The following is a 26866-nucleotide window of genomic DNA, read 5'->3' on the forward strand; positions in this document are numbered from 1 at the left end:
CGGCGCGGCCCGGATTAGACCGTCGCTCCCGGGATTGTCACGGTCGTGGTCTGAACCGGCGCCGCAGTGACGCCCAGCCTGAGCTGCCAGTTGAGCGTCACGCCGAGATGCGCGCCCGACTGCGCGCTCCCGTCATTGACGGGTTGCGCCGTCACGGAAACAAGATTTACCCGCGGCTCCCACGTCGTGATCGCCGATGTCAGTTCGCTCACAATTGCGGGCAATGCCAGGTTGATCGGAAAATCGATGTACCGCCAGATATCCGCACCAAAAGTCGGCCGCAGCGGATCGCTTCCCTGTGGCGTCGTTACGATTATCCCCAGGCATTGCTCGACGTCGGCGATTCCCTGCACCACTTCGCCGATGGCTCCCAGAGCCAAAGACCAGTCGGCCGACGTGATATCCGCCAGTGTGATTGCGCCCGCCGGCATCGTCATCCCGCCAACACGTCGGTGCTTGCCGTCACGATCGTTCCCGTCGCCTCGCCCACTTGAACTCTATCGCCGAGCCGCGCGACACCAGCCAACTGGCCGGTTCCGAGCTGCACCTGTCCCGCCGCCCTGATGATGACGTTGCCGGTCGAGTCAATCTGCATCTGTGCACCGTTCGCCGTAACATTGAACGCCGCACCTTGGGGGAGGCTCACGGTCAGAATGTGCTCGGTGCCGTCGTATTTGATCTCGCCCTGGTCCTGAAACTTCAGATCGAGCAGATGCACCTGGGCGTTGTAGGTGATTTGCGTGGTATCCTGGAAAAGAAGATCGAGGAGGTGCGCGACGCGATCGTAATCGATGCTCGTGCCATCCCGGAACGCGAGATGAAACTTGTCGGCGCTATTCACCGGCGGCACGTCTGCGTCTGAATAAATCGCGCCCAGCACCGCGCCAGCCTCATCGCGCAGGTCCATCAGGCATACGACCTGTTCGCCGATGTCCGGAATCCAATACGCCTTGTCGTTCTGCGTCTTGGGAAAAACAACTGGCAGCCACCAGCTGATCACCTCGTCGTAATCCGGAAACACCACGCGCACCTTTGCGCGCGCCGTGTCCTGCTGCTGCACGATTCCGACCCGGAAAGTGGGATTCAGCGAGGCAAATCGCTCACGGTATTCGACTATGTCATTCATGCGCTGACCCGCCGCGCTGCAATCGACGTTGAGTATCCTGTCGCGCGCGCCAAATGATGCTGCGCCGTCTCGATTAGGTATGTTCCATCCAGCGCGCCCCATCCGCTGAGCTGTACATTGTTTCCGGCCACCAGCACCGTGGTTCCCGGTCCCTCCAGCGTTGCGTCCACGAACACCATGTTGTGCAGATGAAGTGCGGCTTCGGCCTTCACTAGCGCTTGCTGCGCGTTTTCACAGCGCGCGACGATCTTGAGCGTGTCTCCCGTCGGAGAAGACGGGTCCGCGGACACCGACTGAGTAATCAGTTGTTTCGTGTCGGGATCGAAGTATGAGAATTCCGCACCATCGTAGATTCGGCGTGTTCTGTTCCGAAATGAGAATCGAACCACATCTGATCGTGTAATCGCGACCACCGCAGGTACGGACTCGAGCACCGGTCGCGCGTAAAAGACCAACTGCCCTCCACGCACTGTAAAACCGAAGTTGTGCTCTCTCGCCAGCCGTTTCAGAAATTCCAGATCCGTCTGGCGGCGTTGAGTGACGCGGGCAAACACGACATCGCTCTCGGACTCGGATGACGCCGTCACCATTACCAGCCCGTACTTCCCTGCGATTAGCCCCGCTATTTCCACGATGCCCATGTTCTCGTACGCCACAGTATTCGCTGTGCGCATCGCCGGCGTGATGTATGCGGCAAGGCAGCGGAGTCTCATCACGTCGGGCGGTCCATCCAATTCCAGCTCGTCGATCTGAAATTCACCGCAATCCAGCAAAGCCTCGCCGCTATAGCCAATTTGCAGACTGACTATGTCGCCGAGAGCCGGATACCAGGGCCCTTGCCATAGCTTCGCGGAATCTTCGAGATCCACTTCAAGCTCGCCTGAAGCGCCATCGAGCCGATCGACATATCTGATCGCAAGAACCATTTGCGATACATCGGCGGTAATATTCACGCCCAAATAATTGAGTATCCATTGCGGCGAACGAACTGGATACGATGCCGTCGGAGCCATTACGCACTCGCCGTCCGAGACAATTTCCAGGGCGGCAAATCGGCCGTGACCACCACGCTCTTCTGCAGGATCGGCACGCCGATCGATATTCCGGCATCGAACACCGGCTCTATCGGTACATTCGGATTAGCCATTATGATCGGAGAATAGTCAGTTGGATCGCCATAGTATTGCCAGGCTAACAGATCCCAGCGTTCACCGGCCGTCGTAATGTGAAGTATGAACTGTCCGGACGGCGTCATCGCGCGGCGCTCCTCACGATAACCGCGGCGGGCACGTCGTCCGCTTCAAGATTGGGACCGCTTGTGCCTGTCGCAGACGGGATACTGAGCAACGCCGACACGCCTGGCGTGGATCCGTCCGAGCCACTGCCGGCGGTTCCGGTCGACGCCGTCGTGATTCCTAACGGAGAAAATGTCGCAACCGGCAGCGCGCTGGAAACAAGTTGCGGGTCAGCTATCCATTCCTTGAGTGCGAGTGCGACCCTGATTGTCAGCAATCCGCCGAGATCCGACATCTGCATCGATTTCACTTTAATCGATTCGATCACAAAGAGACCCAGGTACGTTCCGACGCCAAAGACCAGCGGCAGCGCCAGATGCTGCGCAGCCGTCGCGCGCAATAGCGCCAGCTGCACGGCAGGGTTCGTGAACGACGAGTGCCACATCAGGTCGAAATTCAGCCGCTCGAGATCGTCGCCGACCCATTGCAGCCGTGGCTTGCTTTCAATCACCCGCTGCTCGGCAAAATCGTACGCCCCTGCCGATTCGTAGCCTTCCGGAGAGCCAACCACCCCGAATTGAATGTCGCCCAATGCTGCGAACAACTAATCGCTCCTCAGAACTGCGCGCGCTCGCGCCGCGCCGATTCTCGTTTCAATTGATTGAACAGTTCCTCGCGATGCGCCCGCAGTGCGCCAATCGCATCACGCTCTACATTGCCGCCCGCTGCCGGCGCGTTGATCACGACCGTCGGCGACGAGTTGATAGTGATCCCCGTGCGCACGCTGCTGTTATTCGGACCACGAGAGTTGCCCGATGGTTCCGCGAACTCGCGCTGGGAGAGATTTGCGGGCGGCATCACCGCGCGGATCGATGAAGCCATGCGAGCGCTCGCGAGGAAGCCTGTCCCGGCGAACGCCTCTCGTTCTGCTTCGAGACTCTCTCGTGATCGACTCGAAACTCGCCCTGCATCTGATCTCGGCGATGATTCCGTATTCGCGACAACCATCGTCTGGGCAATTTCGCTCGCGCGGTGCGCCCGCTCGGCGAAATCGCTCGAGCTCTTCAATCCGGACCGTGTCGCGCGTCGGCCCGCAGTGGAAGTCGCCCAGGCTGCGCTTCCCCATTCAATTGAGCGTTCAACTCGCGACAGAGCATCCGCCGCGAGCGACAATTCCCGAATTTCCCGCGACAAGCGGCCGCCGGCATCGACCCTTGCAGTCGTGCGATGCCATGCATTCGCGTGACCGCCAGGCCTTCCTCGTGACTCTCCATCGATCGCGCCATCCGAGTCTTTCAGCCGCGCCATTGAAGCTGCCGCTTCGTTGCCCCTGATGCCGTCACGTACTCGCGCAGTCGCATTCAGCGCTCTGGCGCCCACGGCGAACGGCCGAATCAATTGCGCGGCGCTCGCAGTCTTTCTCCAACTGTCTCCTCCATTTCGACCTGGATTGTCGTCCAACCGGCTCTGAGAGCCGTCGCTACGAGTATCTCTGTTCGCGAAGGATTCTGCCTCCGGACGATGGTCGTATTTCAGAAGGGCAGCATGCGCGGGAAGTTGCCAGCGATGACCTGCGGCCATCGCGATGCCAGCAGTCGCCCGCGCGATCCGGATGCTCTCTCCTACGAAGCCGGCCATCCGGTCGAGATGGCTGAGCGCGCGCGCCGACTTCGCTCCGCTAATCTCCGCCGGCGTGTCGATTGTCCTGGATTGCCTTGCCATCTAATGATTCGCTCTGATGCCGCGATTGAAAGGTTCAACTAGGCTCGCGCGACGTTACGGTCGAATGGCCGGCGTTGAGAGGTCGCGGCCTCGACTCGCAACGGACGTCCTGCGAGTTCCTTGCCGTTCATCGCGCGCAGCGCGACCGCGGCGTCGTCCTCATTGGTCATCTCGACAAATCCGAACCCGCGCGAGCGCCCGTCGAAACGGTCGCGCACAATCTCGGCTCGTTCCACTCCGCCGATCCCGGCAAATGCCTCACGCAAATCGCCATCGCCTAACGAAAAACTCAGGTTCCCTACGAATAGTCTCACTCCCATCGTCTCACCGTCTCGCGTGATTAGTTACTCCACGCATTGCGCTATAGTCACTGTAATTACTACTCACGATTCGTCCCCTCCGCCGCGTTCGACGCGCATCCGCTCATAATCCGTCACCGCGTCGAGCCAATACGACAGCTCCGCAAAGTCCATCCCGCTCAGCTCCTGGACTGAGAATCCGGATTGAACGAGGCCTGCGAAGCTCGCTGCGGAGGGCAGTCGAAATTTTCGCCAATCACCTCGTCCTGCAGCGCCATCACGTCGCCAAGATCCATCTCGAGCACGTCCTCGTACACGATCTTGCGCCCGTCCACGCGCGTCAGCTCCGCGATTAGTGCAAATATCACCGCGCTCGCGTCGCTACCCGCCGCTGCCCGTTGGGCCCGCATCAGGTCCCGTCCATGACCTTTGCGCACCGCAGCGCGCGAGCCAGAAGGTAAATCGATGGCCCGAATATCTTCTTCCTCTCCCGTTTCCGCGCCACCGATACGTACTCCATTCACCGTAATTTCATCGCTCTTCATTAATCATCGCCCCTGTCTTCCAATTTCAATGCAATCCCGGGTCAGCCGCCGAGATTTGAACGGAAAGTACTCAGTTGATCGACGCCGCCGACTACGTAGATATTGGCGAATACGTCGTACAAGTATATTTGGACTCCCGCCACGTATAGCTCGCAGTGATAGATGCTTATCACCGACGTGGTTTCGACCATTTTATGCTGACGGAAAATGGGACTTCCGCCGTCCTTGAAAATTCCCGTCATCAGGTACACCACCGGGAGTTGCGCAGTTCGTCCCTGGCTGGTGTACTGCTCCAGATTTCCCCGTGCCTGGAAGGAATGTGTTTGGAACGGACTGGTTGACATCGTAAGCGTACTCGCGTCGAACGAGGTCCACTTGATTATCGATTCGAGTTTTTCCACGCCCGCCCACAGCTCAGCCGTTCCGGCCATCCCCAGGCCCTTGTAGTCAATCATCTTGTGCTTGGGATTGGCGATCTCGATCTCTTCGGCGCGGCCCAGCAGTCCGACGCCGTCGATATATATATTTGCGTTAGTCAGTGAGTTGATCTGGATGTTCATCCTGTTCCCCTGGGATCCGCGCGAGTTACGAGGTCGCTCCCGCCGCTGCAGTTATCGGGCTCGTCTGTCCGAGTTGCTGCAGCAACGTCACATCTATGAATGCCTCAAAGGTGATTCTTTCCGCGGGTGGCGGGGGCATTACGTCGATGTCAAAGACCAGTTGGCCGGCGGCGATCTGCGTGTATGGATTTTCCGCCGGGTCGAAGCTTGCCGCGCCGGCTACCAGCGCGCCGCGCTGGATGAGCGATCTGATGAACGCGTTCGCGCTGGCGAGGATCGCCGTGATCAGCGCGTTGGAAATCGGCTGGTCGATAAACTGGAGCATCGCGAGTTCCAGCGATTCCTCGATTACGTCCATGGTGCGCCGTACCGAGATAAAATTGTCCGGCGCGGTGGATGCCGGGTACTCGGCGCTCCGGTTGCCCCACACCCGAAGTCCGGTACCGAATGCGTTGAACACCGTCACGATTCCCGCCGCATTCAGATTGTTGGTGTCGGACGACGCGTCGAGAATAGACGCGTAGAGCTGAACGTCCGGCCCGAGCATTCCATCGACCGGCGTGTTGGATGGCGACCACCAGTAACCTTGCGCCAGGTCCTTGGCCGCGATCGCTCCAGCCACCCACTGTGAATATGGCCCTACCGAGTTCGCGTTGAATTGCGCCGTTACCGGCGTCCCTGAAGTGCTGAGCGTGACTCCCGTCGGCACGATTCCCGTGTCGTAGAACGTCTCTTGCGGATAGCAGAGGACTGTCCGGCTGCTCGACGTTGCAAAGGCATTGCCCACGACTCCGCGATTGGCGATCGCGGTCGCCACCGCAGTCGAAGGCGGCGAATCGACGAGCGCCATCGCGCGAATCTTGTTGGCCATGGCGTCGATTGCAGTCGCAACCGCGGCGTCCTGCGAGTAGCCCGGCGCAATCAATATCTTGGGAAAGAATCCCATCGTTCCGTAGGTCGTCTGAAATGCCTGCATCCCCGTATAAACGCCGCCCGTGAATTCCCCAATCACGTCAGCGTCCGCCACCTTCGACGGATCGGCGTAGTTGAATGCGATCAACACGCTGGCGCCCGCGGTAATATGTCCTCCCGATCCCGTTGGCACGATCGTAATCGCACCATTCACCGCATCGAGCGTATAGTCAGTGCCCGCGACATAGGTAGTACCGGCAGGATTACTAGTCACTACCACGCTCGATACGCCCATGTGGCCGAGGTTGATGGCTCCCTGCGCGTTGAAGGTGAATGCGGTCGCAGCTATCGCCGTGAAATGTCTGCCGGGATCGAACACGTTGACGACGATCGCCTGTCCCGCTCCTTGCTCCTGGATCGACACGAGCGCATACGGAATCGAGTACCCTTGAACTGTCGGTCCGAAGTTTGCAGCGTCGAGCGCTGACGAGACCAGCGCCGGCGTGTTGGGCGCTACCGCGACCGACGGCGATTCCACCGCCCACGATGGCGCCGTCCCGACCAGTCCAATCACCGCCGACTTGACGACCGTGACCGGGACCGGCCCGTTAGTCACTTCGATTACTTCAACTCCGTGCAAGAAACTCGCTGGCATGTGTCACCTGTTACTCAGTTGAATCGAATTACTATTTGTTCCGGCCTAATTAGTCGGCTCGCTCTGGCCCGTTGTCGCAATAACCTCTTCGCCGTATGTGTATGCGATCTGCACCGTGTCGCCGGCGGATATTGCGCCGCCCGGGATCGCCGTGACGATTCCGCTGGCGCGATCGACCGAGAAATCCGTGCCCTGGATCAGCGATCCGCCGCCGGGACCCGTGATGCTCACGGCAAACACGTTGACCTGGGGAAGCTGAACCTGTTGGTTCGAATTGAACGTGTACGCCGCCGCGCCGACCGTGATGGAAGTCTGTCCGCCTTCTTCCAGCGCGATGCCCTTGACGAAGAGCGGGAACCCGTCCGGCTGCGAGGCTTCGACTGCCACGGTGCTCAGTGCGAACGTCGATGCGTACGTCCACACGCCGCCCTGCTTGTCGCGCTTTACGAATTTTTCACGCACCGGGTACATTTGGCGGCAGCCCGGAATCCGATATCCGGTCAACGCTGTGCGGATGCCCTCGATGATCGCGTACGCGCCGGGACTCGGCCCCGACGGGTCTCCACCGACCGCCCATCCGAGGTCGCGCATCATTATCGCGATCTCGAACTCGAGTTTGCGTTCCTGAATTATCGCCGCGGTTTCGAGCAACTCGCCGTACTGCGCGCCCTTGTACATCACCAATGCCGCGCCCACGCGATGCGTCAGGCGCCAGGTCTCGGGCCGATCCGGATAGTGCGCGATTTCGATCGAGTTGATTTGCGAACGCAGTTGATTGACGATTGCGTCTTCGATCGTCGCGATATCGATCGCCGTCGGCGGCGTGAAGACCACGCCGTTCCACGGAGCGTCGAGCATGGCGCCCATCTCAGTAGCCCTTCAGATTGCCGCGCTTGAAAACGCGATCCGGCCCCTGCACGGTTTCCACCGCCCCTGCCGCCACCGGCGGTTCCTGGTTGTCGGCGGACAGACCGAGCGTGAGCTCGCCGGCCGCGACTTTCGTGAGCATCGCGACCGCGTCTTCATAACGCTTGCGCGCGTCTTCGAGGTCGTGCAGCGGTCGCAGTGATTGCAGCCGGTACATCGCGATGTCGGTTGTGAGACGGTTGAGAACGGCCGGGGGATCTGTCAGCGGCAGCGCGAAACGCCCTTCGATATATCCGTCGATTTCCGCGGAAGCGTCGGCAAGAGCTTGCGTGATCGGTGCTTCATTTACCGTGGTCGCCGTAGGATCTTCATTAGTCAGTTGAACAAGGTCTCGATTAGGGTATCGATTGATCACGTCTTGCGCGGTCGCGTAACTCACTGTCGTAACCTCATCGCATCGGAAGTCGTGATGCTCCTTGCGGGCCTCTCCGCGGGCGTCAGGCAACTGGCCTGCGCCCGCGGAGAGTGGGCACGCACTCCGGCGCCGCGGGCGGGAGGGGGACCCGCGGTACGCCGGCTCAGGGAAACTGGTTTCATCTCCGCGTCCTTACGCCAGGAACTCACTGACTATAAGGCTCGCGCTCTTGAGCCAGATGTTCGAGGTCGCGACGTTCGCACTCGCGCCGGCGCCGACCATGAACTCGGAGTTCAGCAACTGACGCGCGACTTCTTCGAGCGACGGCGGCACCAGCAGGTAGACGCCCTCGCGGCTCGACAGCGCGCCAAATGGCTGTCCCGCATCGGTTTTGAACGCTCTCATCGCGGCGCGCACCGCTCCGTAGTTGGTCGGATTGCTCAGGTCCGTGTTGCTGGCGTATGCCAACTGCCACAGCCCGACGCCGGTGTTGGCGCGCCCGTCCACGCCGTAGCGAAACTCGCGCCGGTTGAACACCGCCTCATCGGTGACGGTATTCATTCGCGTCACTGCGTATTCGCGCCGGAGCTGAAAGATGAATGGGCGGATCACCCGCGACGCATCGATCAGGTACCAGTACGCACCCGACCCGCTCGAGTTGATATTCGCCGCGGTGGTTCCGGTCTGTCCCATCAGGCCGACCGGATGGCTCGCCGAGAAAAACGGCACCCCGTCGAAGCCGACGACATCGCCTGGGTTCGCCACCGCGTCTTTGATCATCGCGAACAGCAGCATGTCCGGATGCACCTTGGTGTCCCATCCAAGCTGCTCGATGATCGGCTCGTACGCACCGTAGGTATCGTCCTCGATATCATTGCGATCGATCGCGACAGTATCTTCGAAGTTCCTATTGACTATTGTGTATTCATGCGTCTCGAGCGCCTGTATAACGCGATCGCCCAGCCACTCGCGGAACTTGGTAGTGCGGCCGAGCCATGGATAGGTAGTCTGGCGCGACGCCGAACGCACCACGCTCGTGACCTGTTCGTAGTATGACGGCGGCTTCTCGAATCCGCGCTGGAAGACGACGTCGAAGCCGGTGAACAATGCGGTCAGATTCGCTGCACTGATTTCCATCTAATTCTTCCTCGTCTTCGTTTTTCGGGTGAAGGTAGTCATCACGCCGCTCCGGTCGCCTGATGCCAGAAATCCACCCAGACCTGGCCGCTCGGATCGATCGCAACCACGGTCCCGGCCGCCGCGTATTGCTGCACGGCCGCGCCACTTGCGCGATCGGTCGCGGTGACGTTGTTGTCGTCGAGCGCAAAGCAGATGAGTCCGACCTGCGCCGCGCCAACCGATCCATCCGTCGCGTACAGGAACACTCCCTTGCGCGCCGTGATCGAAAGCGCGCCGGCGGCGCCTGGATTGTTAATCGCGTTCTGCCCCGGGATTCCGTTGCTCACGTATTCGGCGCGCCCAATGATCTTGAGCGGGTTCGCGACGGTCGTGGTCGCGGACGCCGGCACCGCATTGCCCGCCGCGTCCAGCGCGACGATCCCGCCCAGGTAGATGTTGGTATTCGCTTCGACCGGGTAAACGCGCATCCTGCCGCCGTCGGCCATCTCGGGCGTGTTTCGCGCATTGGTTAGAGCCGCCATCTTTTCACCCTTGTTGATGCGCGCCGGCGCGGCCGCTTCAGAGCCGCGCGAGGCGCAAGTTAGTCTTGGTTGCTTCGAAAATCGGCGCTGCGGATTTCCGCATTGCGGAGATCGGCGTCGGCGCGTTCGAGGCTCAGGAAGTCCGCGCGCCCGCGCTTGCGCCGGATAAACTCCGAATGCTTGAGGCCGAGTTGCGAGCAGATGGCAAGTTCCGTCGCGTTAAGCCCGCCCGCTCGCCTCTCCGCCGGCGGCTCTCCCGCCAGTCCCAGATTCTCGCCGACGATAGACGGCTGCTTGGCGGCGAACGCCTGAAATCCGCGCGTGTCCGCGGCGCAGTACGCAATCGCCCACTCGCGCTGCGCCGGCACGATTTTGCCCGCGCGAATCGCTTCTTCCACCGTATGCGCCGCGCGCTCGCGCGCGCGCTCGGCCTTGAGCGCGTTGAGCTCGGTAAGCGCCCGCTCGAACTCGGCGATCGCCACATAATGCGCCGGGTCCTGCGCGTGCGCGCCGGTGGTTGGCGACGCCGCATCTCTGGCCGCGCGCAGCTCGCGCACCTTTGCGACGACGTCCGCGACCGTCGCATCGCCATCGAGGTTCAGCAGCTCGCGTAACTCTTGAGTTGGAAATTCCATGCGTTCGTCCTTCGCGTCTGCGGCCGCCGTGCGCGACGCCGCGATCGCGGTCAGGTGAAGGTTTGGATTGTTGGTGAGACCGGCTCGCAACAGCCGGCTCACGCTGCCGTCTTTCGGATCGAACTGGAACACGGGCGAGACGTACCGGTACTCGCGCGCCACGATCGAATTCGCCGCCCGCGCCGTCCATTCCACACGCCCCCACACCGCGCCGCCACGCACCTCGAGTTCGCGGATCCATCCGGCCGCCGGAGCGGGCCGTCCTTCGGGCGCGCCGAAATCCGTGGCATGGTCGTAGTCAATCGGCAGGCCCGCATTCATCTGCAACGCGATTGTCGACTCGATTACCGCGGTCGGATCGTCAAGCCGAAATGGCCCGCGTCCGTCGCGCCCGTAAAACACCCCGGCCGGCAGCAGCTCGATCCATTCGGGCGCCGCCGCGACTTCTTCTCCCGGCGCTGGCGCAGAGGCGGGCGCACCGGCGGTATCGATCACGAACGAAGGAATCAGTTTGCCCGCCCGCGTCTCGCTCTCACCGCCGGTGCGTGTAATGAGGTCTTCCATCGAGGCGCATTGTGCATCGCGTTTCGAAATTGGATAAGGCTGAACTGTTCAGCCCTGAACTTTCGTGGCGATCGTGTAAATTATCTCTACTAATGGTAGATGCCCGCGCGTGTCGCCGATCCTGCTCGGCTCGCGTTCACCCGCGCCGGCCTGTTAAAAATTGCCCCACCATGAAGTCCGCTCCGGCCGTGATCGAGGTGACCGCGCTGCGCGTCGAGCGCGAGGCCGTCATCCTGGAATCCATCGATTGGCGCGTCGAACGCGGCGAGCATTGGGCGATTCTCGGCGCCAACGGCTCGGGCAAAACTTCCCTGCTCCGCGCGCTCACCGGATATCTGCCGCCGACCGCCGGGGAAATTCGCGTGCTCGGCGAGACTTACGGGCGCTTTGACTGGCGCGATCTGAGAACCCGGATCGGACTGGTCAGTTCAAGCGTGCATCAGATGATGGAAGACAACGACGGCGAAACGGCTCTCAAAGCCGTCGTCAGCGGACGCTACGCACAAATCGGCTACTGGGGCGCGATCCGCCCTGACGACCGCCGCGCCGCCACTGCAATCCTGCGCCGCATCGAGGCCCGCCAGCTCCGCGATCGCCCGTGGCGATTTCTATCCCAGGGCGAACGCCAGCGCGTCCTCATTGGCCGAGCCCTGATGGCCTCGCCGAGGCTCATGATCCTCGACGAGCCGTGCGCCGGACTCGACCCCGTCGCCCGCGAGCATTTCCTGCAGTTCATCCGCCGCCTCGCCCGCACCCGCGGCGCGCCCACGATGGTCCTCGTCACCCATCACGTCGAGGAGATCGTCCCGATGTTCTCGCACGTACTGGTGCTCAAGTCCGGTCGCGTGCTCGCCGCCGGACCTCGTGGGCGCGTGCTCACTTCCTCGACGCTGTCCAGCGCGTTCCAGGCGCCGGTGCGCCTCACTCGCGAGCGCGGCAGATACTCACTTTCGGTGCGCCCCCATCGCGGCATAGTAATCTGAAGACAGCCATCGCCAACTCGCCGATCGTCAAATCTAAAGCGGCGTGCCATTTGGCCCGCCGCTTCGTTGCGCGCGTTGTTAAATCCGGCCCGGCCTCTATTTCTTTACCTTCCGCGCTTTGCCGGTCCCGGACAAAGGGATTTTCTGTGGTTCTCCCGTTTCGTCGTCGTTGATGATCAACTCTCCGCTTTGCGCCGTGGTATCCGTTGGACTGAAGGTCACCGAAACTTTACAGCTCTTTCCCGGCGCCAACGATGTAATGCATTGGCTGGTGACCGCGAATGGCGCGGCGGCCGACTCACGGGTGATTATTACGGTAATCTTGGATTTCTTGGAGCTGTCGTTCTTGATCGTCACCGTCTTGGGTTTGCTGACCGAATTGACGATGGTGGATTTGCCAAACTTCACGGACTTGGGTGAAAACGCCAGCTCGGGGTCCACAGGCGTCGGCGTCGCGGATGGCGTCGGCGTCGCGGAAGGCGTGGGCGTCGCAGTTGCCGTCGCTGACACGGTTATCGTGGCCGTCGCCGTCGGCGAAGGGGTGCCGGTAGCGCTTGCAGTCGGCGTCGGTGTCGCTGTGGGCGTCGCGATTATCCCGTCATAGACCAACGACCGGTTGTTGCTCGTGTCCGCCACGTAAAGATCGATATTCGAATCGACCGCCACCGCGGCCGGCGAGCACAAGCTGTCCGCGCCAAGTCCGTTCAAATCGCCCGGAGCAATTCCCCGATTGCATCCCGAGGTCGTGAAATTGCCGCCGTCGCCCTGTCCGATCACCATCGCCGCCGCGGTATCCGAGCCGAATGGCGCATCGTACTCGAGTACGCGATCGTTGCTCACGTCGGCCACCCACAGGTTGCCGAGCACGTCGAGCATCAATCCTGCCGGCGCGCATAATGTCGATGCGCCCGGCGCCGACGACGCGCCTTGATTGCATCTCGACGCCGTGAAGTTGCCCGCCTGACCGAACACCCGCGTCGCATCTTGCGTGCCCGCCAGCGGCGCGTCGATTTCCATCACCCGGTTGTTGCTCGAGTCCGCAATAAACAGATTCCCCGACTGATCCAGCGCCACGCCGCCCGGATTGCACATCCCGTGATTGCTTGGCGGCGGATCCTGCCCCACGCCGTCCGCGCATAGCGTGTCGGAGAAATCAGACACCGCGCCCTGTCCGTAGGACCGATTCGCAAGCGCATCCGACGCGACCGGCGGATTGCCCGCTTTCGCGAACTCGAGCACGCGATTGTTCCCCGCGTCCGCTATATAGATGTTGCCCGCGCCATCGAGCGCCACTGCCGCCGGATTGCACAACGTCGTCGCACTCGCGCCGTCGAGATTGCAGTTCCTGGTCGTGAACGCCCCGCCCTGTCCGTAAACGAAATCCGCCACCCCGTCGCCCGCGCCCGGCTCGCCGCTGGCCGCGTTGAACGGCGTGTTGTACACCAGCACGCGATTGTTGCCCGAATCCGCCACGTACAGGTTTCCCTTTTGATCGACCGCCATGCGCGCCGGACCGCACAGACTGTCCGGGCCGAGTCCGGCCACGTCGCCTCCCGCCACGCCGTTATTGCACTTGTACGAGAAAAGGTCGGGCTGTCCAAAGGCTATGCCCGCCGGCTGCGCACTGACGTACGACGACACGTCATTCCATCCGAGCACGCGATTGTTCGTGCTGTCGGCGACATATAGATGCCGATGCGGCGGGTCCGACGACGCGTCCACTGCGATTCCGCCCGGCGCGTCCTCGCCTATCGCATCGACGTAGTTTGGCGCGTTGTGCGACCGATCGATCTGCCCGCCTGCGCCGTTGGCTACTTTGTTGCCCGGCGAACTGCCCTCATTGAACTCCAGCACCCGATTGTTCGCCTGGTCGGCAACGTAGAGATCGTTGACCGCATCGATCGCCAGCCCCATCGGGGATTGCAGCGACGCGGCGTTTGGATTCTGCGCCCCGGGTCCTATCATCAGGTTGAGCAGGTCCGCCGTGTCCAGCGGGACCGGCTGCGTGTACTCGTAAACCTGGTTATGAGTCTCCGATGAAACGTAAAAATTCCCGTTCGAATCGGCCGCGACCCCCGACGGATGCGCCAGGTTGTTTCCCTCGAAAACCAGGTCGGCAGTAGGATTATTGGTCTGCTTGTAGCCGAACGGGCCGTTGTATTCCAGCGCCCGATCGTTCTGCGTGTCGGCGACGTAGAGATTGTCGCCGCCATCGACCGCAATCCCAACCCCGAAAAACGGCGCCATGCACAGCGTCGTGAGAGTCGCGCCGCCGCCCTGGTTGCAGGCTCCGCTGACCAGGTTGGGCTGTCCAATCGCCACGTCCGCCGTCGCGTCGCCGAAATTCCCCGGCGGCCCGCTCACCTTGGTCATCGGAATCGGCGCGAAAAAACACCAGCGCGCGATTATTACTCACGTCGGCAACGAACAGATTGCCGTTCGCATCGACCGCCACGCCCTGCGGACTGCTTAGACTGTTGGCGCTCAGGCCGTTTTCATTCACCGCATTCGTGACAAAGCTCCCGGCCTGCCCGAATACCGCGAAAGCTGCGAAATCGTTCGTTTGATTTGTACTGGAAAGCGCCGCAAACGGATCTTCAAATACTAACACTCGGTTGTTCTGCGTATCGCCGACGTACACATTATGCGATACGTCAACCGCGACTCCGATCGGCTGGCACAAGCTCGTCGCACCCGGCGCTGGCGCATTCTGATTGCATCCCGATGAATTGAAATCAGGCTGCCCAATCACCAGGTCCGCCGCGCCACCGGATGCAAACGCCGGGATGCTCTTCCATCCCATCACGCGATTGTTCTGCGTGTCCGCCACCAGCACGTGGCCGGCAGAATGGTCGATCGCCACTCCCGCCGGCGCGTCCATTCCGATCGGATCGACAAAGTTCACCGCGGTCTTGATGAAATCGATTTGCCCCAGCACGCGGTCCGCGCTCACCGCGCCAACTCCCGCGCGCAAAACTCCGCGCATTGTCGCCAGCACGAGTGCGGCCGCAATAGCCGCCGTCAATACGATCCCGCCAGTCCGCAAACCAGGGCGCACGCGCTCTCCTTCCGACAGCCCTGACCTCCTCCTTCCGGCTATGCTTGCTGATAAGGATGCTAGACGGACGGCGGGGTTAGACTGCGCGTTAACTGCGCGTTAACCGCGTGTTGGAGCCGAGCATAGCGCCACTGCGTGCTTTGTCGAACACTATCAAAGTTCTCCAAAGCACCTATTTTTCACTCTTCCCGCCCGATCCCTCCCTCAACCGCGCCCCCACCGCAGCTGAGGGTGCAGATTTCAGGGGATCTAATGGGGCGAACACAGGTCAGGCATCACATCCCGACCTGGATCGACGGCAAGCATCCGATCGTGCACGACAAGGTGATAATCGTCGATGAGCGCAGGATAAACTATCGGGCGCGCCGACCCGTGAGCTGAACGTTCAGGGAAAGTGATTTAGCCGCCGCAGTGGTCGCTGAATCGCCCGTCGCTGCACCTCCTCACGGGGGGCCCGGGCGCCGGTCCATCGTAAATCCGCACCTCGGGATCGGCGGCAGCGGCGGCCTCAAGCCGCGCCTGGACCCCCGAACGGCATTGGGGCGGAACCATCTTGGCGTATCGCCCCTCGGCCTCTGTGAGCGCTTTAATCTTCGCTTCGTCTTGGATCACGCGGTTCAGTACGGTGAAGGCTTCTTCTGGCGTAGCGATGCTAAGAGCAGCGCGGTCACCATTGTGTATTCTAATGAGCATCTGCCGCGTGTGCCGCGCCTCGACGGCACGAGTGGCAATCTGACTGCACACAGAATCCCCTGCGCGCGCAACGCCCGCGAGCGCGCCAAGCACGACGATCAAGAACGCGATTAGGTATCGTCTCATTTCCCGGTTCTCCAAGGCTCGCCGGATGCCGGCGACCACGGCACAGCCCCTCGCGCATCACCTACTGAATCATAGCCAATACATCGTGCTCAAATTTCCCGTTTGGCCGACAAGCCCCGTGCTCCAAGGTCGCTTCGCCCCCACTGTTAAACATAATTGTTTCGTGAGGTGACGTGGGCGGAACCTGGCCGACGCGCGTTGTTGTGGAAATATTCAAAACATAGCGTGCGTTGACCGTCACCTTGGTCGAAGTCTCAGATAGATGCTCGAAGACGATATTCATCCTTCCGGCGAGTGTAACGGTTCGAGAATAGTTGGCGGGTAAAATTCCGCCCGATGGCCCGAGCCAATCTTGATGAGCCTTAGCTGCGGGGAAATCGATCTTCTCCGCACCATATTCCGAATGAATCGTTCCGCAGTCCACGTACTGCTCAGGATCTCCGTCATAACTGATGTTCAAGATTCCGGAATTCTTGTCGATATTGTTGATTGCGAAGAAACTCTTGCCGACCTGCGGAATGGCATGAGACCACACCTGCTCGAATGGCTGATTGATTACGACGGTATTCGCGTCCTTCGCAAGGGGCGGAGCGCTGGATGGTATGTTTTGCATCTGGCCGCACGCGCCTACCAGGACCAGCGCAAAAGCGATCAAGATCAGTTTCAAGGTCAAGCCCCTTTTATGAAAATAGTGTTTTCTCAAAGCTAGTTTAGGGATGGCAGGTACAACCTCTTACCGCATAGCTCGCGAGCAACAGTGCCGCGCAGACCGACAAGATCGACTTCATGATCCCCCGTTTTGAAATGGCCGAAATTTCCGTTTCGAGTGCCGATTCAGACTCGCACCGGCACCAGGCGGTTTGCAAACGCGAAGTTCGAGGCTCGGGGCTTTCCGCCCGAGGAAATAAACGTGGCCCGAACCGAGGCGGAAGAAGCGGCGCTCAGGAAGGAACCGGGATTCTTCGCTTCGCTCTAGAATGACACAAAGACGGAGCGGAAAAAATTCACGCGGAAAAGAGCGGACACCTCTGCCCTGACTCGTTCTAACAGGGACGAAGTCCCGCATCTTTTCTTCTAATACCGGGTGCAGGGGTCACCCCCTGCCGAAGGAAGTGTGAAACCCACCGCGGGTTTCACTACAATAAAGTTCTCTCCCCTCACGTTTTGTAACCGCCCCTTCAAGCCTGCTAATGTTCTCGTCGAAAACCGCCTAACCATCGGTACCGGAAAGGAGACCGCGACCATGACCATCAAAGAGCGAATCGGGTTTGTGACGCTGACTCTCTCCGCCGCGCTCGTCGGAGGAGCAGTGTCTGGCCATATCTTTGCCGCTCGCGCCGTTGACGCCGCCGCAGCCCCCAAGATGATGACCGCGCAGAAGTTCATGCTCGTCGACGCCAAGGGCAACACTCGCGGCGAGTTCAACGTCACCAGCAGAGGCGTCGCACAACTCGGCGTCTTCGATGGCACCGGTACCTTGCGCGCCGGGCTCGGCGTCGGCTCCGATGGGGCCCCGGCTCTCGGCATCTTCGGCCACGACGGCAAGCCGCGCATCGAAGTCGGACTCGCCAACAGCGTTGCCCGCATCGTGCTCTACAATCCGAACGCGCTGCCCCAAGCCACCCTCGCCGTTTCTGCCGACGGCCAGTCCGGTCTGGACCTCTTGGACTACACCGGCATTCCGCGCGCCTCGATCGTCGTGGCGACCAATGGCGCTCCCACGTTGCGCCTGGCCGATCAGCACCGCGCGCGCGTCGGCCTCGACGTGACGCCCGACGGGTTGCCCGGCCTCGCACTGCTTGGCGCCAACGGCAAGACACGCGCCTCGGTCACCCTTAACGCCGACGGCGCCGGCGCTTTTACGTTGTTCGACGCCAATGGAAACGCGAGCGGCTCCGTCCCCTGATTGACTCTTGACAGGGGGTGGCCCGCGATGGCCACCCCGCTTTTTCTCTCTATGCCCAAGGAACCAATGCGCCAACGCCCTTCTACTTTCGTCGCCGTCGTCTTCTTGATCGCCGCGTTTTCCGCCGCGCTCTTCGGATGCGGCTCGATCCAGCCCCAACCGCCGGCTCCCGAGCAACAGGCCGAGCAGATAGAACCGATGCTCTCGGCGGCCGGCTTCACGATGCTCCCCGCCGACACTCCCGAGCGCCAACAGCAGCTCGGATCGCTGCTTCCGCTCCAGGTTCAGTACTACATCGGCAAGACCGGCAACCTGCACTATTGGATGGCCGATCCCTACTATTGCAAATGTATGTACATCGGCACCGAGGAGGCTTATCAGAAGTACGAGAAGTTGAAACTTGACGAACAGTTCCAGGCAAAGGAGGGCGAGATTTCCCGCCAAAACCTCGAAGCCCAGCAGATGGAGGAAATGGACATGCAGGAAGAGATGTTCAATCCATACGGCATGGGCCTCGTCGGTCCGATGGGCCCTGCGATGTACTGGTGACGACCGCGAGCAGCGGCCCAACTGCCGCGCATCGTCAAATTAGTCGCGCGCCTTCGATCCGCGTCGGTGAAAAGTGAAAAAGTGAAAAGTGAAAAGTGAAAAAGTGAAAAATGCGCTTTGACGCTTTTCTCGAGCGATGCCGTGCGCAATGGCCCGAGTTCGACGACGCCGGCCGCCTCGCCCGCTCGACGCATCCCGCCGATCGCTCTCTCTCGCACATCCTCGGCGAGATTCCCGGCATGGCCACCGAGAACAAGCTGAGGCTCCTCAATTGCGCCGTCGCCTCTCTCGATCAGGGCGAAGTTTACGTCGAAGTGGGATGCTACAAAGGCGCCAGCCTCGTTGGCGCCGCGGCCTCCAACCCGCGCGCGCGCATCTTCGCATGCGACAATTTCTCGCAGTTCGACGGCGCCGCCGACGCTCTCCGCCGCACGCTGGACGCGCACACCGCGCCCGGCCAGGTCACCTTCCACGACATCGACTTCCGCGATTTCCTTGCCGCCGCGCCATGGCGTCCCGCGCGCATTGGCGCCTATTTCTACGACGGCGGCCATTCCTTTCGCGATCAATATGACGGCGTCGCACTCGCACTCGCCCAGCTCGCCGACGACGCCCTCGTCATCATCGACGACACCAACAAACGCGCCGCTCGCTCCGCCAACGGCCTCGTCGCGCGTGCCCTTCCCTCTTTCGAACTCGTCCTCGATTTGCGCACGCCCCGCAATCATTCTCCAACCTGGTGGAACGGCGTGCAGGTCTTTCGCTATCGCCGCCGGCCCGGCGACGACGCGATTCGATTCCCCGGCTCCGGCTTCGCCGTCCGCAAATTCATTTACGACGACATCCTGCTCGAGATGAAACATCGCCGCCGCGCGCTGCGCAAAACCATCAAGGACCGACTCCATCGCCGACAATAGCGGGGGCTGGCCCCTGCTACTGCTCCCCCCTCCCGCACGCCAACGCCCCCAGCACCGCCTCGCCATCGCTCGCCTCCGCGATCCCCAGTTTGTCCAGAATCGTCTTCTGTCCGACACGCAGCCCCCGATCCGCCAGCATCGCGACGATCTCCGCGAACACTTTGGCATCGCTGTCGTCGGGCAGCCCCAACTCGATCTTCGGATAGCGCACCTGCGGCCCCATGTTCAGCTCGACGATCGGCCGAACCAAATCGCGCGCGAGCGTCGCCGCCAATCGCCTCGCATCCGCATTCAGGATGTCGCGTCTGACGCCCTCGTGGACTTCAGCCGCCGCTCGCGATCCTCCTGAATCAGGCATCTCAGTAGTCAATGTCTGGCCGAGAACTGCTTTACTCACTTGCGCGTCCAGATACTCACAAAATTTCTGATACAACTCCGCGCTGCCGTTCTGATGCGCCTCGGTAAACTCTATTACCATCGACTCCGGCATTATCGCCGCCGCATCGGTGCCTATTCTCGACACGGCCCGCAGTAGTGCCTGCTTGTCCTGTTCCGACGCGCCCGGATGGTATTTGCCTACTCGAAGAGGCTGCCCGAATACCTCAGTGAACGTTACCCAGTCCTTTAGTACGTAGTTTTTGAACAGGTACGCCCACCCGGCGGCGCGCGCCAAGCCGCCTCGTATCGGCAGGCCGGCTTTCGCCTTTGCAAAATGAGTCACGAACTTGTAGGGCGCCAGCGGCGCCGTCATCGGCTGTATTCCGATTCCGGGACGCATCGACGCGTATATTCCGTCACCGCCAAAATGCGTCGGTAGTCGGGTCTGCGTTTCGCTATCGACCGGGATTACCTGGCCCTTTAGCGTACGCACCAGCATCTCTTCGCCCGAGATCCAGTCAAACGCGAACCAGCGCGGGTCGCGCCATTTCAACTGCGCTGGAAACCATTCTCGCCCAGAGGTATCCCAGATTATTTCAGTCGCTGAGAACCCCTTGCCCACCGCATCGAGCACGTCGAACAGCACGCTGTCGAGTTGGAGCGGTCCGTCGGCGATCATCTCGCGCACCATCGCCGCCGCGCGTTGATCCTCGGACCCGCTCGACGCCGCCCGCACCACCAGGTCCAGCTGCGCGACCGCATTCTTGCGCGTGCCGAGCACGGCCAGGTAATGCAGGTCCTTTTCCTCCATCTCCTCCGCCAGTTCGAGATACAGAAACGGATCTCCGAACTCGGCCTGCTGGAAAATTCCGACCAATCGTTCAGGGGTCAGTCCGATCGACGGATGCATCACGGAATATATATTTCGCACTCCCGCCATCGTCGGCGCCGCCTGCTCTTCGCGCAGCATCCCTGTATCAACTTCGCGTCCGTAAGCATCATAAAGTGTCATTGCTGCTCTCCTATCGCCTCAGTCAGATGTATGCTCTTTCGATGCGGCCTCGCCTATTTTCAAAAACCATTCGCCGCCGCATCGACGGCACGGTTCGGGAAGACGAATCAGCGCGAGTATAAACTCGTAACCGCATTCTTCGCATTTCCATCTCCAGTAGCTACTCATAGGTCTTCAGAACCCACGCACACGAGCGCCGGGGGGATCGTCTTCCGCCGGCGGTGCGCCGAATGGATCGATCCGGCGGTCGAAGTTGTCCCGCTTGCCGGGCACGGGCGCCGAAATGTACGCGAACTGCCCGGTGTCCGCGCGCGACGCGAAGAACGCCAGCGCCGCCGCCATCGCCGAGTCGCCATGCCGTCCCTTGCCGTCGGCCCCGGCGCGCCGCTCGGCGACCTTGGCCACGCCTTGCTCGAGGACGATCGCGCGATGGTCCGCGAGCACGTCCGCATCCTTGGGAATCTCGATCGTGCCGTCCTCGAACGCCGCCTTGTAGCGCGGCATATTTTCGCGGTACCACGACTCCGACAGCATCACCTGCACGATTCGCGCGCCGTAGCGCTGCGCCGCGGTCTCCGCCAGGTACTGTCCGTTGCCGCGCGCGTCCATCGCGCCCGTGGTGAATCGCGGCAGCCGGTCGGCGATATAGAAAAGCACCTGCTCCTGGTTTCGAAACGGGATATTGCGCAGCTCGACCACAAACGGCGTCCGCCGCGTCAGGTCATGTGCGATCTGCAGCGGCCAGATCACCGTCAAGTCGCCCGAACGCCCGAAGTCCTCGCCGAAAAAACTCGCCAGCGTCGGATCCAGCGCCGCGATTGCCGGCGCCAGGTTGTCCTCGCACCACGCCTGCGTCTCCGAGCAGCGCTCCGCCTCCGGGCGGCCCGAAAATTCCGCCGGCATTTCCCAGCGCAGTATCGGGATACCGGCCTTCATCCGCGCCTCGATCAACACCGAGCTCAGGTACGCGCCCGACGACGCGCGCGGGATGCAGAACAGTTCTTCGCCGACGTTATCGCCGTAGTAATCGACAATCTGCTGCCGCCACTCGCGCTGCTTTTCCTCGCTCCACTCGATTTCGCTCTGTTCGCAGATTTTTCTGTATAGTCCGTCGGCTAGTGCGTCGTCGAAAGTCGTGCGATGAAGTGAGTATGGACGCCGGCCCGCGCGAATCTCACTGATTAGTTCGTTGAAGGGATTGTCGGCGCCGTTGTGAGTTGAAATTATCCGCACCAGTCCGCCCCACATCGTAAACGCGAGCGCCGCCTTCAGGAGTCCCGGCAGGTCTTCATGGAACGCGGCCTCGTCTATAACCGCGCAGCCGTCCTTGCCGCGCAGATTCGACGGCCGCGACGATAGCGCCACGATTTTGTGCCCCGACGCGAAGCGGATTCGGTAGGCCAGGATGTCCGCACGCTCATCCGCGAGCACAACTTCCTCGACCGCCTCCGCCGCCCGATTGAAGCGCCGCGCCCATCGCGCGGCCGCCTCGACGAACTCGAGCGCCATGTCCTTGTTGTAGCCGATATACCATCCGTCGATTCCGGCGCGCCCGCCGGTGGCCGCAGCGAGTGCGCGATCGGCAGCCTCGGTCCAGGTAATACCTATTCGCCGCGACTTCTCGCTGACCTTGACTTGCGATTGATCGGCCAGCCATCGGCGCTGATATGGAAGTAGTATTGAGAGTGGTTCATTCATTAGCTAATCCGCAGGAGTGAGAGGCAGAAGGGCAACTTGCAAAATGGACCCTCACCCGCGCCGGAGGCGCGGCCTCTCGCGATATAGGGAAAGGCAATTCCTTCCCGGCTCACTGCTATATCTCCATCAAGACCGCTTTGATCTGATCCGCCGCATCCTTGCTCAGTCCCTTGGCGCGCGCCTCCTCGACCTTCTCGCCCACCGCCGCCACGCCCGCGCGCATCCGTTCGGCCCATCTCTGATGCTCGGATTCCGCCTTCACCAGCCCCGACACGCTGCGCGCCAGCGCCGTGATATTCACCGGCGCGATCGTTGCACCGGCACGCTTCCCATGCCCCGGTTTCTCGTTGGCGACCGACAGAACTTCGAAAAGCTGGGTCTGCACCAGCCTCAGCAGCGCGGTCTGCATCTGGGTGTCATCGTCCTTGAATTGCTCGCAAACGATTCGCGCCTGCTCCGTCGCCATCCGGACCGCATCGAGGCGGCGCTCGAAGCCCTGCCGATATTTGCGGATCGCGCAGTGAGAGATCTCGAACCCATTGTCGGCCAGCCATTTCTGCAATTGCAGCGAGCTGTGAACGCTGCCATCGCTGAGGATCGCGTCGAGCTGCTCCTTCAGATCGCTCGGCATCCGCATGATCTTCCACGACTTCGCTGGAACTTCCCCAAGCGGCACTCGTTTCGGCTTGCCGCCGGGCTCGCTTTTCTTGGCGGCCTTTTTTTTCTTCATCGCGGTGCTCAATCCTCCTCAGTACTTGCGCGGGCGCGCCACGCCCGCGGGAGCCGGGAAGTTGTACTCGACGACGTCGACGCCGCTGGCGGTGAGTTTCGCGAACCAGGTTTCCGCGCCCTCGCCTTCGAGTTCGAGCAAGCCCAAGTCGCGCAGATAGGCGAGCTCGCGGCGCACCGCGTTGAGCGACAGCGAGAGCTTGATGTCGGCGAGCACCCGCCAGATTATCTGCTCCGAAACCGCGATCGGACGTCCCGCGTCGATGACGCGCAGCACCCGCCATCGAGCTTCCTCGCGCCGCTTTTGTTCGAGATCAATTGCGTCCGGCATACAGCCTTTCCTTTACCTCTGCGATATCTTCGCGCATCTCTTCGCGCATCGCGTCCAGCTTCGCGTCCAGCGTACCGCTGAACCTGATCCAGTCCTCGCGCCGCACGTATTCCACCGGCAGAGACACCCGCAAATCAGTAAGCTGCTTTTCAAGCTCGTCAACGCGGCCGGAGTCGCGCTGATGCTGTTCGTCGCGCCGCTTCAGCAGCCATTGAATCGTGCTCGCATTCACCGCAACAAACGCGACGAAAGCAGCGGCCCATCCCGCGACGTTTCCCAACTCCAATCAGGCCGCTCCTTTTTTCAGTATCAAGCGGCAGGGGCCGACCCCTGCACCCAATGTCAAGAGCCGGCTCCGTTGTCGCCGAAGGAGGGTCTGAAACGTCCGAACCCTACTGATGCGCCACGCATTCATAGTCGGCGTTGCCAGCCACGAACTCCGCGATCCCGATGTAAGGCGCGGCGCGGCTCGGCGCGATCGACCGCGCGCCTTCGGGCCCGAGCCGCAGCCCGATCTCGTTGTAAGACAGGCACGCGAGCATCGAGCAGATCGGGCATCCCCTCACCTGCGGCATCTTTTCGGTGAACAGCGCCGTGTCGAAAACACAGTCGAGGCCCTGCTCGAGGATTTTGCCGTAGCCGTAATCCTCGGCGCTGTACAAACACGCCGCAGCCACGATTGCCCATCGCTGATAATCGACGAGCGTTTTGTTCGACCAGATTTCCCAGTAGTCAACCCCAAGGATCGAGTCGTGGAACGGGCGCGTCACGACGCGCGGCATCACAGCCTCGATCACGATGCCGTCGTTTTCGTTGGGGTCGGACAACGAAAGCGGTATCGGGCAGACTGCGATCGCGACGTGCGAGAACCGGCCGCCCGTCGCCTTCATTATATCCAGCGACAGTTGGTCGGTTCCGCGGACCAGTATGAGATCCCCCGGCTTCACGTCATCGCGCGGTTACGAGCTCGACGAAGCAGGCGCGGACGCCGGCGTCACTTCCGTATTCAGTGAGGACGCCGCTCCGCTCAACGTCGCCGCCTGATTGTTCAACTGCGTAACGACCGCTTCGACCGCAGGGTCATCCGCGTTGACACTGCCGTTTTGAAGATTCCCGATAAGAGTCGCCGCCGCATTCATCGCCGCCGTGGCGCCTGTCACCGCCGCCGCGATAGCCGCTTCTGCCGCTTGAAGGTCCTGAATTGCACTCATGATTTTTTTCACCACCTGTTTCTTTTGCCGAGCCGTTATTTTTGCGCGCTTCACTTCGCTACTTTCCGATGGATAGCGCGCTGGTGCCGGCGCCGGCGCGATGAAGCTCTATCCCCGACGCAACCATCTGGCGGATCGTGCTGACCGGGAGTTTCGTCGTGTCGAGACCCTCCTCTCCGATAGCCGCCATGGCCATCGACTGAATATCCATCCATGCGATGTCGGATTGCAGATTGTCGCCGGGATGGTCGGTCGCGTAGATCGCAACCGCCACGCCGATTTTCGCGCAGATGGTTTTGTAGATCCCGGCGCTGAAAGCCGGGATCGCTTTGGCGAGGTTGGACGCGACCGCGACCTCGACGCCGATCGCCGGCGGCACGACTTTGACCGTGCCGGCCGGCAACTTCGCCAGCAGCGCCTGAATCTCGGGCGTCAACGCGCTGATGATGATCGGCGCGGCTTTTTCGATGGCGTCCAGCGCCAATGTTCCTATTGCTGCTCCCATAGGACTAGCTAGCTCTCGCTGCTGCGGGCGCTCCTGATGGCGCAGTCACGGGCGGCGGCGCAACGCCGGTCGGGCAATTACCGAGAGTCACGGTCTGAGGCACGATGAGCTGATTGCTCGAATTGGTGTAGCCGTACACCTGGCACGAGAACTGATTGGTCTCGGTCTGGTAAGTGGTGCTGATGGACAGCGGCAGCGTGGGAGTCTTGCCATCGCAATACAGCACGAGGCCCGCGTAATCGACCTGCGCCTGCGCGTTGCAGAAATTGGTGGCTTCCATGCTGAGAGCGGCAGCACTCGGCACGATCGTATTCTTGCCGCTGATGATTTGTTTCGGTGTCGGCTGCAGCAGACCGCCGCCCTGCTGCGCGCATCCAGCGAGTATGAGCAGGCACGCGCACAAAATCAGTCTGGTGAATCTTTCAAAACGCATCTTAGTCTCTCCTCATTTTCGGCCGCGTGATTGCGGCGTGTTTCAGTGACTGTTTGCTTGGGTTGCCCCATTTTGCTGGCGCTGTCCTTTTCGCAACGGCTACGGCACATAGGTCACATGACTCGCCGCGGTGCTGAGCGGCGTCGAAAGCTGGCTCACTCCGGTATCGACCGGCGTCTCGATATTCATCGTCACGACGCCCGCACTGTCGCATCGTGCGACGATGCGATGCGGCGGCGAGATCAGCGGGATCGGGCTGGTCGAAACGTCAATCGCCATCGCGGTGCCCGGCGCGAGTTCGCCCGCCATCGGCTCGCGGCCGATCGCGCATTCGAGCGTGAACATCTTCTCGTTCACCTGCGAGCATCCTGTCGTTGCGGCAGCCGCGATCGCGAGCATGACGAGGCCGAGCGGTATACTCGCGGCGCCGATCGCTTTGCTTGCCATCATCAGAAGCTTCACTGACTCACTCACCAGCCGCGCGTTCGCGCGCCCGGTCATACGCGTCGCGGCAGTAGTCGCGATCGTCGTGAAGAATCTTGAACCGCTTCTGGCGAATCATGTCCTGGTCGAGCGTGAAGCACGCCGCCAATCCCGAGCGGAGCGGACAGGGCGATTGTTCCGCGTCGGGCAGTTGCGGCGGCGCGTCCAGCGGGGCGATTTTTTCAGTATTAAGAGCAGTGGAGCAGTCGCTCGCGGATTGCGGTGGCGACAATGCAGGCAGGTTGGGCGCGTCCATGTGGATCGTCGGCGCGCACGCCGCGAACAGGCAGGCAGAAATCAACGCCAACGCAGCACGACAACGTCGTGCGAGCGGGCGCACAACCAAAATGCCGCGCCGCCGCCGCAGCGGCCTAATTGCCGTGGTCGGCGTCAACGGCTTTGTCGCTTTTCCGTACATCTGCCTTTGCATCCTCGACGTCGGCCTCGGATCGATCGCTGACTGCGAGCGGCGCCGTCGCGGCGACTCGGCCGTAAACCGCCAGCGCGCCGGTCCCAATCGCGAGCATCGCCTCGGTGGAAACGTGGCCGGTCGTGAAAATTATCGAGAGCCCGGTCAGGATCGAGCCGAGCCCGCCCCAGAAACCTTTGCTTTTCCAGAATGCTTTTGTGACCGTCATTGTTCTAATACCGTTGACCC

General features: G+C 61.4%; 37 protein-coding genes. 7 read left to right on the forward strand and 30 right to left on the reverse strand.

Annotation, left to right across the window (positions count from 1 at the left end; translation table 11 throughout):
• Window positions 1-14 precede the first annotated feature (14 nt).
• The 15 genes from ABR989_RS00875 to ABR989_RS00945 form a co-directional block, all read right to left on the reverse strand.
• Entirely contained in the window at window positions 15-431 is a 417-nt protein-coding gene (locus ABR989_RS00875) for a GPW/gp25 family protein (RefSeq protein ID WP_428125123.1), read from the reverse strand.
• 2 nt (window positions 432-433) lie between these two features.
• Window positions 434-1126, reverse strand: a complete 693-nt coding sequence (locus tag ABR989_RS00880; RefSeq protein ID WP_428125124.1) for a phage baseplate assembly protein V — start codon at window positions 1124-1126, stop codon at window positions 434-436.
• Window positions 1123-2139 (reverse strand): phage late control D family protein, encoded by a 1017-nt coding sequence (locus ABR989_RS00885; RefSeq protein ID WP_428125125.1) that lies wholly within the window; start codon window positions 2137-2139, stop codon window positions 1123-1125. The genes ABR989_RS00880 and ABR989_RS00885 overlap by 4 nt, the downstream gene beginning before the upstream one ends.
• On the reverse strand, window positions 2139-2381 hold the full coding sequence (locus ABR989_RS00890; RefSeq protein ID WP_428125127.1) for a tail protein X: 243 nt from the start codon (window positions 2379-2381) through the stop codon (window positions 2139-2141). Before ABR989_RS00890 ends, ABR989_RS00885 begins: the two co-directional genes overlap by 1 nt.
• The gene (locus tag ABR989_RS00895; RefSeq protein WP_428125128.1) at window positions 2378-2965 is read right to left on the reverse strand and encodes a phage tail protein; all 588 of its coding nucleotides are present in this window, start codon (window positions 2963-2965) and stop codon (window positions 2378-2380) included. The genes ABR989_RS00890 and ABR989_RS00895 overlap by 4 nt, the downstream gene beginning before the upstream one ends.
• A gap of 11 nt (window positions 2966-2976) precedes the next feature.
• A complete protein-coding gene (locus ABR989_RS00900; RefSeq protein ID WP_428125129.1) occupies window positions 2977-3243 on the reverse strand; it encodes a hypothetical protein in 267 nt (88 codons plus the stop codon).
• A gap of 878 nt (window positions 3244-4121) precedes the next feature.
• Complete coding sequence (locus ABR989_RS00905; RefSeq protein WP_428125131.1) at window positions 4122-4403, reverse strand: RNA recognition motif domain-containing protein; 282 nt, start codon at window positions 4401-4403, stop codon at window positions 4122-4124.
• A gap of 158 nt (window positions 4404-4561) precedes the next feature.
• A complete protein-coding gene (locus ABR989_RS00910) occupies window positions 4562-4927 on the reverse strand; it encodes a hypothetical protein (protein WP_428125133.1) in 366 nt (121 codons plus the stop codon).
• Window positions 4928-4968: 41 nt separating this feature from the next.
• On the reverse strand, window positions 4969-5487 hold the full coding sequence (locus tag ABR989_RS00915) for a phage major tail tube protein (RefSeq protein ID WP_428125134.1): 519 nt from the start codon (window positions 5485-5487) through the stop codon (window positions 4969-4971).
• Between the two features lie 25 nt (window positions 5488-5512).
• Window positions 5513-7054: a phage tail sheath family protein gene (locus ABR989_RS00920; protein ID WP_428125135.1), complete on the reverse strand. Its 1542-nt coding sequence runs from the start codon at window positions 7052-7054 to the stop codon at window positions 5513-5515.
• A gap of 45 nt (window positions 7055-7099) precedes the next feature.
• Window positions 7100-7921, reverse strand: coding sequence for a Gp37 family protein (locus ABR989_RS00925; protein ID WP_428125136.1), 822 nt, complete (start codon window positions 7919-7921; stop codon window positions 7100-7102).
• A 1-nt stretch (window position 7922) separates the two neighbouring features.
• Window positions 7923-8426 (reverse strand): gp436 family protein, encoded by a 504-nt coding sequence (locus ABR989_RS00930; protein WP_428125138.1) that lies wholly within the window; start codon window positions 8424-8426, stop codon window positions 7923-7925.
• A 102-nt stretch (window positions 8427-8528) separates the two neighbouring features.
• Window positions 8529-9473 carry a Mu-like prophage major head subunit gpT family protein gene (locus tag ABR989_RS00935; RefSeq protein ID WP_428125139.1) on the reverse strand — a complete coding sequence of 315 codons (945 nt, stop codon included), beginning with the start codon at window positions 9471-9473 and terminating at the stop codon, window positions 8529-8531.
• A gap of 41 nt (window positions 9474-9514) precedes the next feature.
• Entirely contained in the window at window positions 9515-9997 is a 483-nt protein-coding gene (locus tag ABR989_RS00940) for a hypothetical protein (RefSeq protein ID WP_428125140.1), read from the reverse strand.
• A 59-nt stretch (window positions 9998-10056) separates the two neighbouring features.
• Window positions 10057-11196 carry a phage protease gene (locus tag ABR989_RS00945; protein WP_428125142.1) on the reverse strand — a complete coding sequence of 380 codons (1140 nt, stop codon included), beginning with the start codon at window positions 11194-11196 and terminating at the stop codon, window positions 10057-10059.
• Between the two features lie 170 nt (window positions 11197-11366).
• Between ABR989_RS00945 and ABR989_RS00950 the strand changes: the two genes are divergently transcribed.
• Window positions 11367-12179: an ABC transporter ATP-binding protein gene (locus ABR989_RS00950; RefSeq protein WP_428125143.1), complete on the forward strand. Its 813-nt coding sequence runs from the start codon at window positions 11367-11369 to the stop codon at window positions 12177-12179.
• 96 nt (window positions 12180-12275) lie between these two features.
• On the opposite strand, the gene ABR989_RS00955 is transcribed toward ABR989_RS00950, so the two are convergent.
• The gene (locus ABR989_RS00955; protein WP_428125287.1) at window positions 12276-14144 is read right to left on the reverse strand and encodes a choice-of-anchor D domain-containing protein; all 1869 of its coding nucleotides are present in this window, start codon (window positions 14142-14144) and stop codon (window positions 12276-12278) included.
• Window positions 14145-14304: 160 nt separating this feature from the next.
• On the reverse strand, window positions 14305-15204 hold the full coding sequence (locus tag ABR989_RS00960) for an NHL repeat-containing protein (protein ID WP_428125144.1): 900 nt from the start codon (window positions 15202-15204) through the stop codon (window positions 14305-14307).
• Between the two features lie 285 nt (window positions 15205-15489).
• Between ABR989_RS00960 and ABR989_RS00965 the strand changes: the two genes are divergently transcribed.
• Together ABR989_RS00965 and ABR989_RS00970 are read left to right on the forward strand one after the other, a co-directional pair.
• Window positions 15490-15618 (forward strand): hypothetical protein, encoded by a 129-nt coding sequence (locus tag ABR989_RS00965; RefSeq protein WP_428125145.1) that lies wholly within the window; start codon window positions 15490-15492, stop codon window positions 15616-15618.
• Between the two features lie 222 nt (window positions 15619-15840).
• Entirely contained in the window at window positions 15841-16044 is a 204-nt protein-coding gene (locus tag ABR989_RS00970) for a hypothetical protein (protein WP_428125146.1), read from the forward strand.
• Window positions 16045-16117: 73 nt separating this feature from the next.
• Here the strand turns inward: ABR989_RS00970 and ABR989_RS00975 are convergent, their stop codons facing one another.
• Complete coding sequence (locus tag ABR989_RS00975) at window positions 16118-16729, reverse strand: hypothetical protein (protein WP_428125147.1); 612 nt, start codon at window positions 16727-16729, stop codon at window positions 16118-16120.
• Window positions 16730-16882: 153 nt separating this feature from the next.
• Here ABR989_RS00975 and ABR989_RS00980 point away from each other — a divergent pair, with 153 nt between their 5' ends.
• From ABR989_RS00980 to ABR989_RS00995, 4 genes are all read left to right on the forward strand, one after another.
• Complete coding sequence (locus ABR989_RS00980; protein ID WP_428125148.1) at window positions 16883-17032, forward strand: hypothetical protein; 150 nt, start codon at window positions 16883-16885, stop codon at window positions 17030-17032.
• Between the two features lie 267 nt (window positions 17033-17299).
• Entirely contained in the window at window positions 17300-17962 is a 663-nt protein-coding gene (locus ABR989_RS00985) for a hypothetical protein (RefSeq protein ID WP_428125149.1), read from the forward strand.
• A 27-nt stretch (window positions 17963-17989) separates the two neighbouring features.
• A complete protein-coding gene (locus tag ABR989_RS00990; protein ID WP_428125151.1) occupies window positions 17990-18511 on the forward strand; it encodes a hypothetical protein in 522 nt (173 codons plus the stop codon).
• A gap of 110 nt (window positions 18512-18621) precedes the next feature.
• Window positions 18622-19428, forward strand: a complete 807-nt coding sequence (locus tag ABR989_RS00995; protein ID WP_428125152.1) for a class I SAM-dependent methyltransferase — start codon at window positions 18622-18624, stop codon at window positions 19426-19428.
• Window positions 19429-19444: 16 nt separating this feature from the next.
• Here the strand turns inward: ABR989_RS00995 and ABR989_RS01000 are convergent, their stop codons facing one another.
• The 12 genes from ABR989_RS01000 to ABR989_RS01055 form a co-directional block, all read right to left on the reverse strand.
• Window positions 19445-20818 carry a DUF935 domain-containing protein gene (locus ABR989_RS01000; RefSeq protein ID WP_428125153.1) on the reverse strand — a complete coding sequence of 458 codons (1374 nt, stop codon included), beginning with the start codon at window positions 20816-20818 and terminating at the stop codon, window positions 19445-19447.
• Between the two features lie 174 nt (window positions 20819-20992).
• A complete protein-coding gene (locus ABR989_RS01005; protein WP_428125154.1) occupies window positions 20993-22516 on the reverse strand; it encodes a hypothetical protein in 1524 nt (507 codons plus the stop codon).
• Between the two features lie 115 nt (window positions 22517-22631).
• A complete protein-coding gene (locus ABR989_RS01010) occupies window positions 22632-23246 on the reverse strand; it encodes a phage protein Gp27 family protein (RefSeq protein ID WP_428125155.1) in 615 nt (204 codons plus the stop codon).
• Between the two features lie 18 nt (window positions 23247-23264).
• On the reverse strand, window positions 23265-23576 hold the full coding sequence (locus ABR989_RS01015) for a hypothetical protein (protein ID WP_428125156.1): 312 nt from the start codon (window positions 23574-23576) through the stop codon (window positions 23265-23267).
• Window positions 23560-23862 (reverse strand): hypothetical protein, encoded by a 303-nt coding sequence (locus ABR989_RS01020; protein WP_428125158.1) that lies wholly within the window; start codon window positions 23860-23862, stop codon window positions 23560-23562. The genes ABR989_RS01015 and ABR989_RS01020 overlap by 17 nt, the downstream gene beginning before the upstream one ends.
• A gap of 106 nt (window positions 23863-23968) precedes the next feature.
• Entirely contained in the window at window positions 23969-24523 is a 555-nt protein-coding gene (locus ABR989_RS01025) for a hypothetical protein (protein WP_428125159.1), read from the reverse strand.
• A gap of 12 nt (window positions 24524-24535) precedes the next feature.
• Complete coding sequence (locus ABR989_RS01030; RefSeq protein WP_428125161.1) at window positions 24536-24787, reverse strand: hypothetical protein; 252 nt, start codon at window positions 24785-24787, stop codon at window positions 24536-24538.
• 58 nt (window positions 24788-24845) lie between these two features.
• Window positions 24846-25292, reverse strand: coding sequence for a hypothetical protein (locus ABR989_RS01035; protein WP_428125162.1), 447 nt, complete (start codon window positions 25290-25292; stop codon window positions 24846-24848).
• A gap of 4 nt (window positions 25293-25296) precedes the next feature.
• Entirely contained in the window at window positions 25297-25725 is a 429-nt protein-coding gene (locus ABR989_RS01040; protein WP_428125163.1) for a hypothetical protein, read from the reverse strand.
• 99 nt (window positions 25726-25824) lie between these two features.
• Window positions 25825-26175 carry a hypothetical protein gene (locus ABR989_RS01045; RefSeq protein ID WP_428125164.1) on the reverse strand — a complete coding sequence of 117 codons (351 nt, stop codon included), beginning with the start codon at window positions 26173-26175 and terminating at the stop codon, window positions 25825-25827.
• A gap of 16 nt (window positions 26176-26191) precedes the next feature.
• Window positions 26192-26515, reverse strand: a complete 324-nt coding sequence (locus ABR989_RS01050; RefSeq protein ID WP_428125166.1) for a hypothetical protein — start codon at window positions 26513-26515, stop codon at window positions 26192-26194.
• A 64-nt stretch (window positions 26516-26579) separates the two neighbouring features.
• Window positions 26580-26846 carry a hypothetical protein gene (locus ABR989_RS01055; RefSeq protein ID WP_428125167.1) on the reverse strand — a complete coding sequence of 89 codons (267 nt, stop codon included), beginning with the start codon at window positions 26844-26846 and terminating at the stop codon, window positions 26580-26582.
• Window positions 26847-26866 lie beyond the last annotated feature (20 nt).

This window comes from Binatus soli (SeqCode), assembly GCF_050015535.1.
GTDB lineage: Bacteria > Desulfobacterota > Binatia > Binatales > Binataceae > Binatus > Binatus soli.